Origin of the sequence: Superficieibacter sp. HKU1 (genome assembly GCF_029319185.1) — a bacterium.
Classification (GTDB): Bacteria; Pseudomonadota; Gammaproteobacteria; order Enterobacterales; family Enterobacteriaceae; genus Superficieibacter.
The window spans coordinates 3,962,816-3,980,930 of the sequence record NZ_CP119754.1 but is presented as its reverse complement, the minus strand read 5'-3'; the positions used below and the strand labels follow the sequence as shown (position 1 = coordinate 3,980,930).

The 18,115-nt window shown below is 55.8% G+C and carries 16 protein-coding genes; 3 read left to right on the top strand and 13 right to left on the bottom strand.

What is annotated here, in order from left to right:
• Positions 1-70: 70 nt before the first annotated feature.
• Together P0H77_RS18900 and P0H77_RS18895 are read right to left on the bottom strand one after the other, a co-directional pair.
• Entirely contained in the window at positions 71-544 is a 474-nt protein-coding gene (locus tag P0H77_RS18900) for a cytoplasmic protein (RefSeq protein ID WP_276158749.1), read from the bottom strand.
• Positions 525-929 (bottom strand): hypothetical protein, encoded by a 405-nt coding sequence (locus P0H77_RS18895; protein WP_276158748.1) that lies wholly within the window; start codon positions 927-929, stop codon positions 525-527. The genes P0H77_RS18900 and P0H77_RS18895 overlap by 20 nt, the downstream gene beginning before the upstream one ends.
• A gap of 100 nt (positions 930-1,029) precedes the next feature.
• Here P0H77_RS18895 and P0H77_RS18890 point away from each other — a divergent pair, with 100 nt between their 5' ends.
• Together P0H77_RS18890 and P0H77_RS18885 are read left to right on the top strand one after the other, a co-directional pair.
• On the top strand, positions 1,030-1,533 hold the full coding sequence (locus tag P0H77_RS18890) for an RNA helicase (RefSeq protein ID WP_276158747.1): 504 nt from the start codon (positions 1,030-1,032) through the stop codon (positions 1,531-1,533).
• A 202-nt stretch (positions 1,534-1,735) separates the two neighbouring features.
• The gene (locus tag P0H77_RS18885; RefSeq protein WP_276158746.1) at positions 1,736-3,373 is read left to right on the top strand and encodes a methyl-accepting chemotaxis protein; all 1,638 of its coding nucleotides are present in this window, start codon (positions 1,736-1,738) and stop codon (positions 3,371-3,373) included.
• A 44-nt stretch (positions 3,374-3,417) separates the two neighbouring features.
• Here P0H77_RS18885 and yghU read toward each other — a convergent pair whose 3' ends face one another.
• Together yghU and P0H77_RS18875 are read right to left on the bottom strand one after the other, a co-directional pair.
• Complete coding sequence (yghU, locus tag P0H77_RS18880) at positions 3,418-4,284, bottom strand: glutathione-dependent disulfide-bond oxidoreductase (RefSeq protein ID WP_276158745.1); 867 nt, start codon at positions 4,282-4,284, stop codon at positions 3,418-3,420.
• Positions 4,285-4,329: 45 nt separating this feature from the next.
• A complete protein-coding gene (locus tag P0H77_RS18875) occupies positions 4,330-4,887 on the bottom strand; it encodes a thioredoxin domain-containing protein (protein WP_276158744.1) in 558 nt (185 codons plus the stop codon).
• Between the two features lie 154 nt (positions 4,888-5,041).
• On the opposite strand from P0H77_RS18875, the gene gss reads away from it, so the two are divergent.
• Positions 5,042-6,910: a bifunctional glutathionylspermidine amidase/synthase gene (gene gss, locus P0H77_RS18870; protein ID WP_276158743.1), complete on the top strand. Its 1,869-nt coding sequence runs from the start codon at positions 5,042-5,044 to the stop codon at positions 6,908-6,910.
• Between the two features lie 255 nt (positions 6,911-7,165).
• Here gss and P0H77_RS18865 read toward each other — a convergent pair whose 3' ends face one another.
• From P0H77_RS18865 to P0H77_RS18825, 9 genes are all read right to left on the bottom strand, one after another.
• Positions 7,166-8,569 carry a DUF1996 domain-containing protein gene (locus P0H77_RS18865; RefSeq protein ID WP_276158742.1) on the bottom strand — a complete coding sequence of 468 codons (1,404 nt, stop codon included), beginning with the start codon at positions 8,567-8,569 and terminating at the stop codon, positions 7,166-7,168.
• 149 nt (positions 8,570-8,718) lie between these two features.
• Positions 8,719-10,545 carry a glycoside hydrolase family 15 protein gene (locus P0H77_RS18860; protein WP_276158741.1) on the bottom strand — a complete coding sequence of 609 codons (1,827 nt, stop codon included), beginning with the start codon at positions 10,543-10,545 and terminating at the stop codon, positions 8,719-8,721.
• Between the two features lie 72 nt (positions 10,546-10,617).
• Positions 10,618-11,511, bottom strand: a complete 894-nt coding sequence (locus P0H77_RS18855) for an SDR family oxidoreductase (RefSeq protein WP_276158740.1) — start codon at positions 11,509-11,511, stop codon at positions 10,618-10,620.
• A 296-nt stretch (positions 11,512-11,807) separates the two neighbouring features.
• Positions 11,808-12,920, bottom strand: a complete 1,113-nt coding sequence (locus P0H77_RS18850) for a M20 family metallopeptidase (protein WP_276158739.1) — start codon at positions 12,918-12,920, stop codon at positions 11,808-11,810.
• Positions 12,920-13,675 carry a glutamine amidotransferase gene (locus P0H77_RS18845; RefSeq protein WP_014838512.1) on the bottom strand — a complete coding sequence of 252 codons (756 nt, stop codon included), beginning with the start codon at positions 13,673-13,675 and terminating at the stop codon, positions 12,920-12,922. The genes P0H77_RS18850 and P0H77_RS18845 overlap by 1 nt, the downstream gene beginning before the upstream one ends.
• 13 nt (positions 13,676-13,688) lie before the next feature.
• Complete coding sequence (locus tag P0H77_RS18840; protein ID WP_276158738.1) at positions 13,689-14,768, bottom strand: phosphotriesterase-related protein; 1,080 nt, start codon at positions 14,766-14,768, stop codon at positions 13,689-13,691.
• Positions 14,769-14,771: 3 nt separating this feature from the next.
• Positions 14,772-15,773 carry an ABC transporter permease gene (locus P0H77_RS18835; RefSeq protein ID WP_276158737.1) on the bottom strand — a complete coding sequence of 334 codons (1,002 nt, stop codon included), beginning with the start codon at positions 15,771-15,773 and terminating at the stop codon, positions 14,772-14,774.
• 18 nt (positions 15,774-15,791) lie between these two features.
• The gene (locus P0H77_RS18830; RefSeq protein ID WP_276165179.1) at positions 15,792-16,538 is read right to left on the bottom strand and encodes an ATP-binding cassette domain-containing protein; all 747 of its coding nucleotides are present in this window, start codon (positions 16,536-16,538) and stop codon (positions 15,792-15,794) included.
• Positions 16,539-16,918: 380 nt separating this feature from the next.
• Positions 16,919-17,941, bottom strand: a complete 1,023-nt coding sequence (locus P0H77_RS18825) for a LacI family DNA-binding transcriptional regulator (protein WP_276158736.1) — start codon at positions 17,939-17,941, stop codon at positions 16,919-16,921.
• Positions 17,942-18,115: the final 174 nt, after the last annotated feature.

Here is an 18,115-nt window from a genome sequence, read left to right as displayed (position 1 = left end):
CGGTTACGGATGCGTTAAGCGTAGTCGTCCCCGATGACTTAAGAGAAATAATCAGGCTTTTCTGTACCCGTCAGACGGGATCGCCTGGTGAGTCTGCCGCAGGGGCAGGGGAAGATGGCGCTTCAGCCTCAAGAGGAACAATCCTGACATTCGACGTGCGGTAATTGCCGTCGGAGAGTTTACGCGTCAGGCCGAGCGTAGCGGTTTCACGGGCGCGTAAGTGCTGATAGCTGGCTTCAATGTGGTCAAAGATTTTCTCTTTCAGGTCCGGACGGCGGGCGATGATTTCATTAATCACCGCGCCATAAATTTCTTCTTTTACCTGGTAAGCGTAAATCTCGCGACGGTTTTGCCATTTCATCTTTACCAGCGCGGCGGGTATTGAAACCAGCGCTTTGGCCGTATTCTGGATGGTGGCATTTTTATCGCTAATGAGCACCGCAAGATTGTGCTTTAAGATAAGGTCATCGCTTTTTGTATCGTCTAAAGTCAAATAAACGTCTTTGCTATCATATTTTTTCACGTTATTCGTCCTCCAGATCATAAAACATAGGCGCGATTTTCTCGCGGGTAATCAAATTAAGCCAAATGTCATTACCGCTCTCATTAATTTCCAGCGTTTTATCTGCCAAAATTTGACTTAATTCCTGTGCTGAAAAGTCACCGTTGGCCTGTAACTCATTAAGGACATGGCAAAATGTCTCAATTTTGACAACGCGAAACAGTCGATCTTTTATATGGCGGTCGCGTTCTTCCAATAGCATATTTCTGGAAAAACCGTTACGACCGATTGAAGTTAATATGTCATTTTCAAGCTCAGCGAGGGTTCTTTTTCCCTGAGTTAAACTGGCACTATTTTCTGCTTCCTCACTCTCTTCCCCAGCCGCGGATGTGTGAAAGCGAGCCGGGATAAGGGTCTCGGGTATCATGTAAATTCCTTAACTTTCAACACCATGAGGAGCATTTTGCTGTGAGGCTCGTTGACAATAACATGGCGCACTTTTAAAATCAAAAAAAATGGAGCGCGCCATGAACAGTATTATTTATTTAGTGATTGCACTGCTATTGCTCACCGCTATTATTCTCTTACTGATGACAGAGTTCAATAAAAGACCGGTGGAAAATGAAGAAGAATCCCCCTTGCCGGTACCGGCAATGTCAAAACAGGAGGGGGAAGACCATTTTTCTGTACTGATGAACGCAATTACACCGGTATGGTACTGGCGGGTAAACCATGAATATATTGACTTTTTACACGCCACTATTAAGCGAATGGACGTCACACAAATTAAATCCACGCCGGGTTTATTTGATGCTCAGCGCCGCTGTAGCGATCTCAATTCAGCGGTTTATAAATATTACGATAATCTGAAACAGCGCTGTCAGAACGGTGAGAAAGTGCCGCGCACGGATTTGGACGTCGTCAACCTTCAGCAGTGCTTTCGTGAGTTTAGTATGGATGCTTATCCTACCCTGGTCGCGCTGGTCTGGCCGGAATACCAGCGGCCGTTTGTGAAACCTTACCTTGTTTAACCCTGATTACCAGAAGGTCATCTGTCCAGAATGACTTAGGCCAGATGAATATTTTAGTGTGTAGCGTCACTGAATGCTGTTTAACGAAAAGTAATATTTACAAAAAATAATCACAAAAGGTTATAAATTTCCGCCGCCTTGCCGATAACAGGAGGTAAGAGCGCCCTGTGGGCGTAATCCTCCCAAAGGCAAAGGAATCTCTATGCGACTTCTTCGTAACCTCACTATCCGTCTCGTCATGTTGTCGATTCTGGGTATTTTCTGCGTGCTGTGGTCCGGCGTCGGCCTGTACGGCGTCATCTCCCTGACTAAGGTTGCAGAAGGCAATGATGTTGACCGACAGCTGGTAAAACAGATGACCCTGTTAAGCCAGGGTAACGACCAGTATTTTCGCTTTGTCACCCGCCTGAGCCGGGCGATGGAAACCAAAGCAGCAGGGGGGACAGCGGATTTTTCCTCCGCGCAGCAGGCGCTGGAGACCATGCGTAAAAGACTGGATGAGCTGAAGGCCATCTCTCCGGGCGCGATGGATGCGCAAATCTCTGCGGAAGTCATTCAAAACTGGCAGGCGCTGCTGGAGCAGGGCGTTGTGCCGCAAATGCAGCGAGCGCAGCAGGGAACGGTTGAGGAATACCGCGCTCAGGCTAATGACATCACCCCACCGCTGAGCCGCGCGTTTGGCCTGAGCGCCGAGAAGTTTAATGCGGCGGGCGCGTCAACGCTCGATCACACCCGTATTATGGTGGATGACCGCACCAATAAGACCCGGATTGCCATTATTGCCGCCGTGGTTGTCGGTATTCTGCTGCTGATTTTTTCCGATCGCTATCTGGTGACGATGCTGGTGAAACCGCTTGAGCGCATTCGTCAGCAGTTCCGCCAGATTGCGCAGGGCGATCTCAGTCAGCCGATAGAAGACATGGGACGTAACTGCGTCGGACAACTGGTGCCGTTGCTGAAGACAATGCAGGACAGCCTGCGCGAGGCGGTCAGCAATATTCGCTCCGGCAGCGAAAATATCTGGCGCGGGGCGACAGAAATTGCCACCGGCAATAACGATCTCTCTTCCCGCACCGAAGAACAGGCCGCGGCGCTGGAAGAAACGGCCGCCAGCATGGAGCAGCTTACCGCAACGGTAAAATTAAATGCCGATCATGCGCGCCAGGCCAGCGAGCTGGCGGACGTTGCCTCTACCACCGCCAGTGAAGGCGGCGAACTGGTCGGCGAAGTGGTCGATACGATGGTCGGAATTTCTGCCAGTTCGAAGAAAATCGCCGAAATTACCGATGTGATCAACAGCATTGCCTTCCAGACCAATATTCTGGCGCTTAACGCGGCGGTGGAAGCGGCGCGTGCCGGTGAGCAGGGCCGTGGGTTCGCCGTGGTCGCCGGCGAAGTGCGTAATCTTGCCAGCCGCAGCGCCGGTGCGGCGAAAGAAATTGAAGCTCTGATCGCTGATTCCGTCACCCGCGTGGAGAAAGGCTCGCGCCTGGTTTCCGATGCCGGAACCACCATGGAAGCGATTCTGCGGGCGGTGCAGGAAGTCACGACCATCATGAAACAGATTGCCGCCGCGACCGATGAACAAAGTAAAGGTATCTCGCAGGTCGGCATTGCAATTGCGCAGATGGACAGCGTAACGCAGCAGAACGCCTCGCTGGTGGAGCAAGTCTCGGCAGCGGCATCGTCCCTGCGGCTTCAGACAGAAGATCTGCGTAGCTCGGTGCAAACGTTCCGTCTTTCCGATGAGGAAATATCACAGGCGGTAGCGCCAGCAGAGACGCCGCGTTCACCGCGCATGGCTAAGCCTGCGGCAACCGAAGAGTGGGTCGCGTTTTAATATGACTAAACTGTCCCGCCAGCGCAAGCTGGCGGGACGCATTATCAGGACTGGCGCTTGTCTTCAGTTTGGGTGTCGAAGTCGCTGGCGTCGTGACGTTCGTGAAGCTGCTCGTTAAGCGGGCCGTTGGTGCGATTAACGATGCGCCCGCGTTTTACCGCCGGACGGCTGGCAATCTCGTTAGCCCAGCGCAGCACGTTTTTATAGCTGCCTGCGTCCAGGAATTCAGCCGCATCATAGACGTTGCCGAGCACCACGTTGCCATACCACGGCCAGACGGCCATATCCGCGATGGTATATTCATCCCCCGCGACGTATTTATGCTGCGCAAGTTGTTTATCCAGCACGTCTAACTGGCGTTTCGCCTCCATCGTGAAACGATCGATCGCGTACTCAATTTTGACGGGCGCATAGTTGTAAAAGTGGCCGAAGCCGCCGCCGAGGAACGGGGCCGAGCCCTGAAGCCAGAACAGCCAGTTCAGCGTCTCAGTACGGGCGGCCAGATCTTTTGGCAGGAAGTAGCCATATTTTTCCGCCAGATAAACCAGGATCGCGCCGGATTCAAAGACGCGGGTCGGAGGCGTGGTGGAGTGATCGCGCAGCGCCGGAATTTTGGAGTTCGGGTTTACTTCCACAAAACCGCTGGAGAACTGATCGCCTTCGCCGATGCGGATCAGCCATGCATCGTATTCCGCCCCCGTCACGCCTTTTGCCAGCAGTTCCTCAAGCATAATCGTGACTTTCTGCCCGTTTGGCGTGCCCAGCGAATAGAGCTGGAGCGGATGCCTGCCGGTGGGAAGTTCCTTTTCATGCGTTGCGCCAGACACCGGGCGGTTGATATTGGCGAATGCGCCGCCGCCTTGCTGATTCCATGTCCATACCTTCGGAGGTTGATAGTTATTGTCTGACATGTTGCCTGCCTTATTGAGGTTATGTTGTGAAGAGGAATACTGCCGTCAGGCCAGAAGACGCTCTGCCCAGACGCTGATGTCGTCGCCGCTACCTAAATCCGCCTGCACCAGTCCGTTGACCATAAAGGTCGGCGAAACGTGGATGCCATTCTGGCGGGCGTATTTACAGTGCCACTTAATCTCGTTCTGCAACGCCGGACGGGCAAAGGCTTCCGCCAGGCTGACGCCGCTGTACTTCTCAATCCGCGCAATCATTTCCTGCGGCGTGGCGTCCATATTCGGGCCGGCGCAGTGATCGGTAAACTCAAATGTTTCCCGATGATCGGCAACGGCCTGCATCACTTTATGCGCCGCCTCTCTGCCGTCCGGCAGAGTCGACGCGGCCAGAATACAGCGCACAATGACCCCGGAAAAAAGATGCCAGGGCTGCGATTGCAGGCGGATCTTCACGGTGATTTTATCTTCGCCCGCCAGTTCAAGCAGCGCGTGTAGCTTGTTAAACGCACGCACGGAAAACGGACAGGTCGGCTCAAGAAAAACCTCAAACGTCCGCGGGCCGTGGCCCCATTCCAGCGGCTGCGCGACATAATGCTGTTGGTTCATTTGCGACTCCTGATGATGAATGACAACGCGTGAATTTTTCCTTCGTCGGATCATGGTAGCGGGTAATGAGGTGTATGATAAGTCGACGTCTGTTTAGTTAGCACAAAGAGCAGGGTGCATTCTGCTCAGGCTGTATTACGTTAAGGTAAGGTTAATGAGCAACGGAATTCATCACCAGCATGCCCCGTTTGGCACGCTATTAGGTTACGCCCCCGGCGGCGTCGCCATTTATTCGTCAGATTACAGCTCCCTCGATCCGCACTACTACGCCGATGACGCGTCCTTTCGCAGCTATATCGACCATGAATATATGGGGCACAAATGGCAGTGCGTGGAATTCGCCCGCCGTTTTCTGTTTCTGAATTATGGCGTTGTCTTTACCGATGTCGGTATGGCGTGGGAAATCTTCTCTCTGCGCTTTCTGCGTGAGGTGGTCAACGACAACATTTTGCCGCTGCAGGCATTTGCCAATGGCTCCCGGCGTCCGCCGGAAGCGGGGGCGCTGCTGGTCTGGCAGAAAGGTGGCGAATTTAGCGGTACCGGGCATGTGGCGGTCATTACCCAACTGTGCCAGAACCGCGTCAGGATCGCCGAGCAAAATGTGATTCACACGCCGCTGCCTCCCGGCCAGCAGTGGACCCGTGAACTGGCGCTGGTGGTGGAAAACGGCTGCTATACCCTTCGCGATACCTTTGACGACACCACGATCTTAGGCTGGATGATCCAGACCGATGAGACGGAGCACAGTTTGCCACAGCCGGATATCCGCGGCGAGGCGCTGGCCATTCGCGGCGCGCGGCTGGAAGATAAAACGCTGTTTGAAGGGAAATGGCTCGATGAGCAGGACCCGCTGCAACGCGCCTATGTGCAGGCTAACGGCCATGTGATTAACCGCGATCCGGCACAGTATTTTACCATCACCGACACCGCCGAGCAGGAGTTGATCAAGGCGACCAACGAACTGCATCTGATGTATCTCCACGCCACCGACAAAGTGATGAAGGACGATAACCTGCTGGCGCTGTTCGATATTCCTAAAATCCTCTGGCCGCGTCTGCGTTTGTCGTGGCAGCGTCGCCGCCACGACATGATCACCGGGCGGATGGATTTTTGTCTGGATGAGCGCGGGCTGAAGGTTTACGAATACAACGCGGATTCGGCCTCCTGCCATACGGAAGCGGGGCGCATCCTCGAACGCTGGACGGCGCTCGGCTATAAAGGAAACGGGTATAATCCTGGCGAGGATCTGCTTAATGAGTTAATCGGCGCGTGGAGACACAGTCATGCGCGTCCGTTTGTGCATATCATGCAGGATAACGACGTTGAGGAAGATTACCACGCGCAGTTTATGCAGCAGGCGCTGGAGAAAGCCGGTTTTGACAGCAAGATCCTCCGCGGGCTGGATGAGCTGCGCTGGGATGATGCTGGTCAATTGATTGACGGCGACGGACGGCTGGTGAACTGCGTGTGGAAAACCTGGGCGTGGGAAACGGCGATAGAACAGGTGCGCGAAGTCAGCGAGACAGAGTATGCCGCCGTACCGATCCGCACCGGGCATCCGCAGAACGAGGTCCGATTGATAGACGTTCTGCTACGCCCTGAAGTGATGGTTTTCGAACCGCTGTGGACGGTGATCCCCGGCAACAAGGCCATACTGCCGATCCTCTGGTCGCTGTTCCCGCATCATCGCTATCTGCTGGATACTGATTTTGTGGTTAATGACGAGCTGGTGCAGACCGGATATGCCGTGAAGCCGATTGCCGGTCGCTGCGGCAGTAATATCGATCTGGTGAGCCATCAGGAAGAACTACTGGATAAAACCAGCGGTAAATTTAGCGAACAGAAAAATATCTACCAGCAGCTTTGGTGCCTGCCGAATGTGGACGGAAAATATATCCAGGTTTGTACGTTTACCGTTGGGGGCAGCTATGGCGGAACCTGCCTGCGCGGCGATGATTCGCTGGTCATTAAAAAAGAGAGCGATATCGAACCGTTAATTGTGGTGAAAACGGAGGAAAGCTAAGCCCGGTAAACAGGGCTCAGGTCAACAGTCAATAGTCCGTGGTCAGCGGGGCGACCGCCGGGTTGGGTCTCCCTCCGGGAACCCAATCCCGGCGTTTCCCCTGTTAACCCGTCTGTACCGGGCTTTGGTATTGGTTGTGCCTTTTTGCCGGGTGGCGGCTTTGCCTTACCCGGCCTACGAGAAGCCGCAACATCAACAGGTGACTTGCAATTCGTAGGCCTGTGCAAGCGAAGCGCCGCCAGGCATCATTCCACATCAAGTCTGCGGAACGCTTTTAAAGCCGGTCAACATCAGCACCAGACTTTCCCGCGAACTGGCCGGTTTGAATTCATAATGGTTGCCATGACGATCGCCGCCGATATACCAGGAAATCTCCGTTTTCCCCTCCGCCAGCGCTTTACGCACGGCTTTATCCACATCGACCATGCGATATTCGCGGGAATAGTTCAGGTAAAGGATCGCATCAGAGTTGTACTTCACCGCCGGGCGCGTATTCCAGGTTACGGTTCTGGCATTCCAGTCATTGCTGGTCGGATAAAAGAAAATCTGATCCGCGCCGTTCTTCTCCACTTTGCCGCCGAAAATTCGAATACGGTATTTGAACCGCGCCGGATCCACGCCTGCGGGTAGCTGTGGGATTTTAAATTTCACCAGCGTCATCGTTTCCGGATGCTGAGTACGTCCGCCATCCTGCCAGTTATCCTCTACGTTAAGGCTTTCCGGCGTCGCGTTATGCTGATTCGGATGGCTGCTGCTGACCGAGGTGTTCTCTTCTGCTTTGGCATAGGCCCAGGGTACGGTAGTGCCGCAATCCAGGTTGTTGTTCATGCACAGTTCGGTCATAAACTGCGCCGCATCTTCCGTCCAGCCGTTCATGAAATCGGCATGTGCGGTATAAATGCTGCCCCAGTGTTCTTCACGACGGTCGCCGTGCATGGTCGGGTCCAGGGAGAGCTGGACCTTAGCGGTATCCAGCGAGGTGATCTGCGGTAGCACATAAGCGATATTCATGTTTACCGTCGGGACTTTCACCGGATAATCCGCCGGGCATTTGCCTTTAACATCATAAGCGGCATTGCTGTGGCCGTGCGTCGGCTTCAGGTTGACGCCATCCCAGCAGTTGGGAAAGGCGATGCCGATATTAAATTGTACGGCATCGCCCGCGCCGCGTAAGCCGCAGACTTCACCCGCTTTATTGGTGTAGCCTTTGCCGTTGGCGCATAAGAACGTGATGTGCGAACTGGGGGCGGTTCCATGGTGGTCGCCCGCCAGCAGCTCCAGCCCGGCCGGGAAAGGGTGCAGTGGATAGTTATCAACGTTAGTGGCCTGATAATAGGTCTTCTGATAGGCCGGTTTGACGACTTCGCCGTCGGGCAGTTTCATGGCTGGAGCCCAGTACGCTGAGCCATCCGCCTGGTTATCGCAGCTGGTCTGGGGATGCTCGCGCAGGGTCTGATAGGTGGAAAAAGCATCCGTGTGGGTATTGCCAAAAAAATCGTGCCACATCGCCTGGTTTGGCTTGCCAAACATCATAATGGCGTCGTCACCGAGGGTGTGATGATACGCACACACCACGTGCGACTGCGGCCCGGCATGGGCGGTAAAAGAACAAAATGCGAGGGTGGACATCAGTCCGGTTGTGATAGCGGTAAGTTTCATCGTAGCGTTCCTGCTGTGTGTGAATATCAGCAGAAGTAGCAGGATGTACTTGATTTAACACATCATTAATTATCAATCAGTCTCATTTTAGCGTAATGAGAGAACAACCGGGACCGTCGCCGCCAGCCGGGCAACGGTCCCGGTTGCCGCTACGATGCGTGCTTATCGTAGTTTGTCATCGCCTGTGCGGCAAAGATCAGCGCCAGATGGCTCAGCCCCTGCGGCAGGTTGCCGGTCCAGGTATTGCTTCTGACATCGAACATTTCGTTGAAGGTCTCCACGTTGCCTTTATCACAAATCGTGTCGAGAATTTCTTCCATCGCTTGTTCAGCGTGGTTGATTTCTCCCATCTCCGCCCAGGCTTCGGCAAGCCAGAACGAACAGGCCACGAAGGTGTTTTCTTCTTTTTCCACGCCGCTGTAGCGGTAGAGCATGGCACTGTCGTTCCCCAGCTCGCGACGGATAGCGGCGTAGGTCGACAGCATTCGCTGCGGATTGACTTTTTTGCCGTAGCGGTGAACCAGCGCCAGAGAGGCATCAAGGCCGCCGTCGCTGCCGCGATAGAACAAATATGCCTGCTTACTTTCGGACCAGCAGTGGCTTTCTACCCAGTCGCGAATGCGGTCCCGCTCGCGTTGCCAGCGCTTGACCCAGGTCGGTTCAATATACTTTTCCTCCGCCATCTTAACGGCCATATCCAGCGCCAGCCAGCAGGCCATTTTGGAATGCGTATAGTGCTGAAGGTCGGGTAACTCCCAAATCCCGGAATCCTTTTGCCGCCAGTGATCGGCGCAGCAGTTGGCCAGTTCTCCCAGCAAGCGCGACGTGGAGAGGTCCAGGACGTGTCCCGCTTCCACAAACTGCTGGGCGGTGGCGAGCATGTCGCCGTACATGCTGAGTTGGGTCTGATCGCGAGCGTTATTACCTATTCGCACCGGCGTCGAATCTTTATACCCCCGCAGCGGCGGATACGATTCTTCCGGCACCATATCGCCTTCCAGGGTATAGCAGGCGTGCAACTGAACACCGTGGCGCAGAATGGTTTTCGACAGCCAGGAGAACGCGGCTTTACACTCCTCAAGCGCGCCGAGAAACGCGAAGGCCTTAATAATGAGACAGGCATCGCGGATCCAGGCATAACGATAATCGTAATTTTTCTCGCCGCCGATCCCTTCAGGCAGCGAAGTGGTGGCTGCTGCCGCCAGCGCGCCGGTCGGTGAATACCAGAGAAACTTCAGCGCCAGCGCCGAGCGCCCCACGTGTTTTTGATAGCGACCTTCATAACTCAGGCTTCTGGCCCAGTCACACCACGCGACATGGCTGGTTTCGATGCGATTATCGATAGCTGAAAGGGGCGGAACGGCCAGCGGCTCTTTTTCGGTCACCAGCAAGGCGACCAGCGCACGCGATCCGGCGGTTGTTTTCAGACGGCCGGTAATCTGCTCATCATCGGCCGAGGTGATCTCAATGTCATCGCTGGTGCGCAGCATCGCCATCAGATCGGCAATATGATAAACGTTGCCCTGTTTAGTCTTTGCCATCCACGGTGAGCGGGTTTCGGCCCGCGTGCCGAAGCGTAAGGCAAGATTCAGCGTGACCTCACCTTCAATGCCTTCAACCCGGCGCGCCAGCTCGCTCCACGGCAGACGTCCCGCCAGCGTACTGTTAATGGATTCGGTCAGCAGCACCTGGCCGGTTTCGGTTTCGAAACGGGTTTCCAGAACGTTGCTGTCCTGACGATATTGACGGCTGACCGTATAGGCACCTTCCGGCTCAAGCTGAAAAAAACCGCCAATTTCCGGGTCGAGCAGGCGGTCAAACAGGGGAGGAGAGTCAAGATTTGGGGCGCACCACCAGTCGATTGAACCATCTGGCGCGATCAGCGCCACCGAGCGCCCTTCGCCGATTGCCGCGTAGTCGCCGAGTTCGGCAAACCCCTCCTTGCGGACGGGAGAATGGTATTCTGCATTCTTCAATTTTTGTTATCCAGATTGATGGGTTCTGAAGACATGGCCGCCGGACGGCGGCCACGGGACAGGAAATAACGCTTACAGGGTGCCGGTACCGCCGTCAGAGCACCATACCTGACCGGAGGTGTAGCTGCTTTCAGGCGAAGCCATCGTGACATACAGCGTAGCGATTTCCGCAGGCTGGCCTGGGCGACCCAGCGGCGCGCTGGCCCCAAACTGCTTCACTTTCTCCTGCGGCTGGCCGCCGCTGGACTGCAGTGGCGTCCAGTATGGCCCCGGCGCCACGGCATTCACCCGGATACCGTCTTTACCCAGTTGCTGCGCCAGTGACTTAGTGAACGCCACGATACAGGCTTTGGTCTGCGCATAGTCCAGCAGAATAGGGCTTGGCTGATACGCCTGAACTGACGATGTATTAATAATCGAGGCACCGTGCGGCAGATGTTCCACCGCGGCGCGGGTGATCCAGAACATCGCATAAACGTTAGTTTTGAACGTCGCGTCAAAATCTTCCGTTTTCAGCGTCTTGATAGATTCGTTGAACTGCTGGCGACCGGCGTTATTAACCAGGATATCCAGCCCGCCGAGCTGGTTAACCGCCTCTTTCACCAGTTTCTCACAGAATTCTTCCGAGCGGATATCGCCGGGGATGGCGATAGCTTTACGGCCTTCCGCTTCTATAAGCTTGATCACTTCCGCCGCGTCAGACTCTTCTTCCGGCAGATAGTTAATGGCTACATCCGCGCCTTCACGTGCATAGGCAATCGCCACCGCACGACCAATACCAGAGTCACCGCCGGTAATCAGCGCCTTACGCCCGCTCAGACGGCCAGAGCCGCGATAGCTGGTTTCACCGTGATCCGGCACCGGGATCATCTTACTGGCCAGGCCTGGTACGGGCTGCGGCTGCTCTACAAAGGGAGGAGTAGGATATTCCGGGGCGAGAGAGGTTTTTTTGGTTTGCTCAGACATGCTTACTCCTTGAACGTTGTGAAAGGTGTTATTAAGCCTGGCATAGATGTGATGTTTGTCACGTTTTGACGTCAAAATTCCACGACGAAAAATGAAAGTAATTATTTACTGGTGTAATGGGGTGTTATTTTTTCAGGGGTGTGATGGGAAAGTGGATATTTACAATAATATAATTATCAATCCTCAGTTTAATAATTAAGATGCGATGAGGTAATGAATAATGATTATTTTCCTGGTGCGGTCTTCTGACCGGATTCATTGCGACTGTCCCAAATTCCGGGGAGCTACTGATTTAGCTACATCTCCCAGTTGCGAATAATGTCTTCGTATAGCTGCTCAGCCTCCTCCAGCCGGCTGAGCAGGCAGTACTCGTCGGTTTGATGGGCCATAGACGGCTCGCCGGGGCCGAGAATAATACAGGGCGGATCGCCCAACGCAGGCAGCAGCAGCGAGGCGTCGGTAAAGTAAGGCACCACGCGCGGTTCAATCGGCTTAGCGTGCAGCGGCTGGCAGCGCTGATAAACCTGCTGAATCCACGCGTGATCCTCCCGGCTCAGCATGGCGGGCAGGTCAACCAGCGTGGAAACCGTGACGCTTTCGCCAAGCAGCGTGGTCAAGCGCTGCCGGATAGTGGCGTGCTGTAAATTGGGCGCGCTGCGGATATCGACATCAAAACGCGTGCGGTCCGGCACGGAATTAATATTGAGTCCACCTTCGATGCGTCCGACGTTGAGGGTGGGCTGCTTCATCAGCGGGTGCGCCGCGCCCGGCGAAAAATGCTGGATCTTACCCAGTGCATCCGCCGCGAGATAGATAGCATTTATTCCCAGCTCCGGCATCGCGCCGTGGGCGGTTTTCCCCCGCGTTTCGCAGCGTAGCCAGAGCGCGCCTTTATGGCCGATCACCGGATAGTTGGCGGTGGGCTCCCCGACGATCAGGGCGCCCACGTCAGGCAACGTCGAGGAGGCGATCAGCGCTCGTGCGCCATCGCAGCCGGTCTCTTCTCCGCCGGTAATCAGCATTACCGCGCCGCGTCCGGCGAGGATCGTTTCTCGCTGATGAACGCAGGCGACGGCAAACGCCGCTATCGCCGCTTTCATATCGCTGGACCCGCGTCCATAAAGGCGACCGTCTTTGATCTGCGAGCCGAAAGGATCGTACTGCCACGGGGCATTTCCCAGCGGCACGGTGTCCAGATGACCCGTAAAAGCCAGCGGCTTACCGGTCTTCGCCCCGGGCAGCCTGGCGATAAGATTGCAGCGTCCCTCGCCGAACGACGACAGCGAAACCGCAAAACCGCGATCGTTAAGCCAGTCGGCGAAGAACCGCATGCAGTCTGCTTCGCTGCCCGGCGGGTTGATGGTATTAAAGTCCAGCAGTTGCCGGGCCAGTTGCAGGGTGGCGGCCATCAGCGACGTTCCGTCAGCCAGTCAAGGCAGTTAATCCACAGCTGGCGGTAGCCGGGCCATTGAGCAAACTCTTCCGGCAGCCAGTGAGCCGACATATCGCTGGTCCACACCAGCGAGCGACCCTGCTGATATTCACGAATAGCCAGCAGCGGATGACCAGTACCGGCCACGGTCGCCAGCAGTTTGCCTTCCGGATGCATTTCTACTTCGTTATAGCCCAGCAGCCACGGCCATTCGCCCGGAATATCGTTGAACAGAGCGTGGGATTCCGTCACTTCGGCATAGCAACCCTCCGGAGTTTCAATGCGATCGTCCCATGCCAGACAGCGGACCGGCAGAACTTTCTCCACCGCGGTATGGCGATAGCGCGCGCCGCCGTTAATCCCCTGGAAGCTATAATAGCCGCCAATCATCATCAGCGAGCCGCCGCCGGCCACGTAGTCATGCAGCAGCGTCAGACGATTGGCGGTTCGGCGGCTTTTCAGCCAGGTGTCCGGATGCAGCAGCAGCGTATTGGCGCCAATATCCGAAAGAATAATCGCATCCCACTGCTGCAGCGCCTCCAGCGTCAGCGGAAAGTCTGTCGCCGCCGCGTGGGCGGGCATATAGGTAATGGCGTAGGCACTGTCCGCGAGCGCGGCCAGAAAATCCGTTGCGCCGGTGTGCCAGGTGGCGGTGGCAAACTGGTCGAAGCCTTTAACGTGCGTTGACGTGCTGGTCCAGGATTCACCGACCAGTAAGATTTTTTTCTGCATTATGACTTTCCTTTTATCCGCCAAAGACCCGTTGGGGATTTCCAATCATCAGGGTTTCAAGCTGTTCGCCGCTGACGCCATGGCGCCGCAGGCGGGGAACAAAATGCTTGAGTATGTAGCCGTAACCGTGGCCGCCGTAGCGGGTGAGCATGGTTTTCAGGAAGACGTCCTGCGACAGCAGTATTTGCTGGATATAGCCGTCGTCAATCAGTTCGCGAATTGCGCGGGCGTTCTCTTCGTCGGAGGGCGACTGCGCCGACTCGTCGGCGTAGTAATAGCTCATGCCGATCATGTCGTATTCGAGAAACGCCCCGCGCTGCGCCAGCTCCCGTTGGTAGCGCTTATCGGCAAAGCTGGGATTCATATGGCACAGCACGGTATGGCGTAAATCGGCGCCTTCCTGTTCGAGAATATCCAGCACCCGATGACCCAGCCGCTCCCAGCCGGGCAGATGGACCTCGATCGGCACGCCGGTCGCGGCGCTGGCCCGGCCCGCAGCGCGCAGGGATTTCTCTTCATCCGGCGTAAAGCGGCTCGAAATACCGATTTCGCCAATGAGCCCGGCGAGCACCTCCGGCTTCTCCTCCGCGCCGCCCAGATCGTAAATCAGCCGCTCGGTCAGCTGTTCGACGCTGCTGGTTCTTACCCACTCGGGGTGCGAAGGTTCCAGATAGAAGCCGGTACCCATAATAATGTTCAGACCGGTCAGGCGCGCGACGCGCGCCAGCGCTTTGGGATCGCGGCCGATACCGATATTGGTCGGGTCGACCACCGTTTCTCCGCCAAGGGCGCGATATTTAGTCAGTTCTTCAATCGCAACGTCGACGTCAAACAGCTGGCAGTTATCGCGGCTCATCAGCGGATTCAGCGACAGTTCGCCGAGGTTTTCCATTTTTACGGGCATTTCGGCAAGATGGCGATCGCTACAGCAGCAGGGCGGTACCCATTTGCCGGAGGCATCCAGCAAAATATGCTCATGCATCAGGGTCACGCCTATTTCGCTAATCGGCAGCGGGCCAAGCACTGTCATCACGTAACCGCTACCGACGCCAAGCGGCAGCGGGGTGGGATGGCGAAAAATTGATCCTTTCATCAGCTATCCTTTTGCCGCGGAGCGCGTGGGGTTGAGAATGCGGGTGTTCAGCCAGATCGCCAGCAGGATAATGGTGCCGGTGGCTATCTGGGTGTAAAACGGCGAAATATGCGACAGGATCAGTCCGTTCTGAATGACCGCAATCGACAGCGCGCCCAGCAACGTGCCGATAATGGTACCGAAGCCGCCAAACAGGCTGGTGCTACCAAGCACAACGGCAGCAATAACCTGCAGTTCAAAGCCTTCGCCCTGGTTGGAGGAGCCGCTGCCGAGGCGCGCGGTTATAATCATCCCCGCCAGCGCGGCGGCCATTCCGCTGATGATATAGACCTTCATGGTGACTGCTTTGGTATTAATGCCGCTGCGTCGCGCGCCTTCGGCGTTAGCGCCGATTGCGGTTACGTAGCGGCCAAAGCGCATATGGTTGAGAACAATATGCCCGATAACCAGAATCATAATGCCGATCAGCGCGGGCACGGGGATACCGACTACCCACGCGCGTCCTATAAAAGTAAACAGGCTGTCAGCCGGAACCGGAATCGAGTAGCCCTGGGTGACCAGCAGCGCAATGCCGCGAACCACGGCCAGGGTGGCGAGCGTGACGATAAATGCCGGAATGCCTTCATAGGCAATAAAGAAGCCGTTGATGGCGCCCACGAGTCCGCCGAGCAGCAGGCCGCCGAGCAGTACTACCGGCCACGGCAGCCCCCAGTTATTCAGGGCGATAGCGGAAAGCGCGCCGACCAGCGCGAGGGTGGAGCCCACCGACAGATCGATACCGCCAGTGGTAATGACCAGGGTCATCGCCGTCGCGACGATCAGCAGCGGGGCGCTCTGACGGATGATGTTGAGCCAGTTGGTGCCGGTGAGAAAGTTGCCGGTGATCAGCGAAAACACCACGCAGCAGAAGACGAAAAAGAGTGCGATGCTGACCACGCCTGAGTGGTTATGTAGCAGGCGGCGCGGCAGCGAATGTTGAATCATGCGGGAGCTGCTTAAGTTCATGATACTCATCCTGTTACCTCAATGTGCAGCCGCAGAGCGGGCGGTGAACTTTTCGCCCACAATCAGGTTAACGATATCGCTCAGGCTGGTGTCGGCTACCCGTCTGTCGGCGACGTTGGTACCTTCATACATCACCATGATCCGGTCACAAACCAGGAACAGATCCTGCAGGCGATGGGTAATCAGGATCACGCTCACCCCGCGAGCGGAAACGCGGCGAATGAGCTCCAGCACCGCTTCGACTTCCGCGACGGCCAGCGCGGCGGTGGGTTCATCCATAATCAGCACTTTCGGGTCAAAGGCCGCCGCGCGGGCGATGGCAATGGCCTGGCGCTGGCCGCCGGAGAGGTTTCGCACCAGCAGCCGGGTATCGGGAATGGAGATCCCGAGTCCTTTTAGCATCTCCCTGGCATCGGCGTGCATTCTGGCCTCATCGAGAAAGGGGATACCGAGGACCGCCTTCATCGGCTCGCGGCCCATAAACAGATTGCCCGCGACGTCGACCGTGTCGCAGAGCGACAGATCCTGATAGACCATCTCGATATGGCAGCGGCGCGAATCGGCCGGATTAGTAAACTGCTGCTGTTCACCGTCGATACGAATCGTGCCGCTGGAGGGGATCACCGCGCCAGAGAGCACTTTGGTCAGGGTGGATTTCCCCGCGCCGTTATCGCCCACTAAGCCCAGCACCTCGCCCGGAGCCAGCTCAAGATTGACTCCGCGCAATGAAAGTATCGACCCGTAGGTCTTGGTGATATTGATCATCTCCACCCTTGGCGGGGTAGTTTGTGGCTGCTGCATCTGATAACTCCCATCGCTGTTGCCGGGAAAATGTTCGCCATCCTGCGGGAGAGAGGCTATCCGACACGGTTTACATGCTAGTAAACCGGTTTACCTGCGGAATAGATCACTCGCCAGTACAGTCAGGACAAACGCTATGTAAGATATTTGTTCGCCAGTAAGAACATTGCAGCATCCGTGCCAGGGCAGGAACAACACAGCAGCCCTGTGATTTAACCTTATGTAATAAATAGAGTTTATTAATTACATTCAGGTAAACCGGTTTACTAATTATAGTGAATAAAATGTTAATTGAACGTTTTTTGCGCCAAAAGTGGGCGCTTTTGCGCCATTTTGGGACGTGCTTAACAGTTCTTGATTGAGTCGCGGCCAATCCACTCCACTGGCAGGCGGGTTTCCGCCGGGATATCCCGATCGTCGTTCAGCAGACGCATCATGATGTTCACCGCGGTGCGGCCCAGTTCCCGGGCGGGCTGGCGGATAGTGGAAATCCGCGGCTGGGTAAAATCGGCATAGTTGGCGTCATCGAAGCCGACCAACGATAGCGCCTCCGGTGCCTGGAGCCCGCTGGCGCGCAGACCGTCGAGCAGGCCGAGCACCAGATAGTCGCTGGCGGCGAAGATGGCGGTCGGGCGAACCGGCTGGCTGAACAGGGAACGCAGTGCTTGCTGGCCAAACTCACGCTGGTAGTCGCCGTACATCACCCAATCGGGCGGCCAGCTCAGGCCGGCCTGCTCCATCGCAGTGCAGAAGCCCTGATAGCGCTCGCGAACGCTCATCAGCTTGTCCGGGCCGCCGACGAAAGCGATAAGGCGATGCCCGGCGGCAATCAGTTTTTCGGTGGCGATCCGCCCGCCCTGGACGTTATCGGCAAACACTTTCGGCACCTTACTGCCGGGAATATCTTCATCCAGCAGGACAATTCGTTCGTGGCGCTGGATTTCTTTACGCAGCAGGCCGTTATCGGGGCGGTTGGTGGTGAACAGCAGGCCGTCGACCTGGCAGGTATCCAGCCAGCGGATAAACTGGCACTCTTTTTCCGGGTTGTTGCGGGTGATACACAGCACCAGGCTGTAACCGCTGGCAGACGCGGCCTCTTCGGCGGCATCGGCCAGTTCGGCAAAGAAGGGGTTGGTAATATCGGGTAGCACCAGGCCGAGCGTTTCGCTGCCGCCTTTGCTAAGACGGCGTGCCAGGCTATTGCCGCGATAGTCCAGTTCGCGAATGGCGGTTTCGATGCGAAGGATGGTGTCCTGCGGTAGCACAATACTGTTGTTCATATAGCGCGACAGGGTCGCCTTCGACAGCCCCGCCAGCTTTGCCACATCGGATAACAATACGCGTTTTATACTCATTTCCTGCGCCATTTCTGCCAGAATCGGCTATCTGTAACATAGTTAAGCGCGGTGGATACAGCAATTTCTCTGCTAACAATACCTGAAATAAAAGCTTGACAAATTTTAATCTGCGGAGAATTGTATAGGCAGTTTACCGCATCATCCGGGAAGTCATTCCCAAACCCGTTTAACTCATTCCAGTCG

Coding starts and splice junctions, on each gene's coding strand:
- P0H77_RS18900 (WP_276158749.1), bottom strand. CDS start 544: ATGATCTGGAGGACGAATAACGTGAAAAAATATGATAGCAAAGACGTT.
- P0H77_RS18895 (WP_276158748.1), bottom strand. CDS start 929: ATGATACCCGAGACCCTTATCCCGGCTCGCTTTCACACATCCGCGGCT.
- P0H77_RS18890 (WP_276158747.1), top strand. CDS start 1,030: ATGAACAGTATTATTTATTTAGTGATTGCACTGCTATTGCTCACCGCT.
- P0H77_RS18885 (WP_276158746.1), top strand. CDS start 1,736: ATGCGACTTCTTCGTAACCTCACTATCCGTCTCGTCATGTTGTCGATT.
- yghU (WP_276158745.1), bottom strand. CDS start 4,284: ATGTCAGACAATAACTATCAACCTCCGAAGGTATGGACATGGAATCAG.
- P0H77_RS18875 (WP_276158744.1), bottom strand. CDS start 4,887: ATGAACCAACAGCATTATGTCGCGCAGCCGCTGGAATGGGGCCACGGC.
- gss (WP_276158743.1), top strand. CDS start 5,042: ATGAGCAACGGAATTCATCACCAGCATGCCCCGTTTGGCACGCTATTA.
- P0H77_RS18865 (WP_276158742.1), bottom strand. CDS start 8,569: ATGAAACTTACCGCTATCACAACCGGACTGATGTCCACCCTCGCATTT.
- P0H77_RS18855 (WP_276158740.1), bottom strand. CDS start 11,511: ATGTCTGAGCAAACCAAAAAAACCTCTCTCGCCCCGGAATATCCTACT.
- P0H77_RS18850 (WP_276158739.1), bottom strand. CDS start 12,920: ATGGCCGCCACCCTGCAACTGGCCCGGCAACTGCTGGACTTTAATACC.
- P0H77_RS18845 (WP_014838512.1), bottom strand. CDS start 13,675: ATGCAGAAAAAAATCTTACTGGTCGGTGAATCCTGGACCAGCACGTCA.
- P0H77_RS18840 (WP_276158738.1), bottom strand. CDS start 14,768: ATGAAAGGATCAATTTTTCGCCATCCCACCCCGCTGCCGCTTGGCGTC.
- P0H77_RS18835 (WP_276158737.1), bottom strand. CDS start 15,773: ATGAACTTAAGCAGCTCCCGCATGATTCAACATTCGCTGCCGCGCCGC.
- P0H77_RS18830 (WP_276165179.1), bottom strand. CDS start 16,538: ATGATCAATATCACCAAGACCTACGGGTCGATACTTTCATTGCGCGGA.
- P0H77_RS18825 (WP_276158736.1), bottom strand. CDS start 17,941: ATGGCGCAGGAAATGAGTATAAAACGCGTATTGTTATCCGATGTGGCA.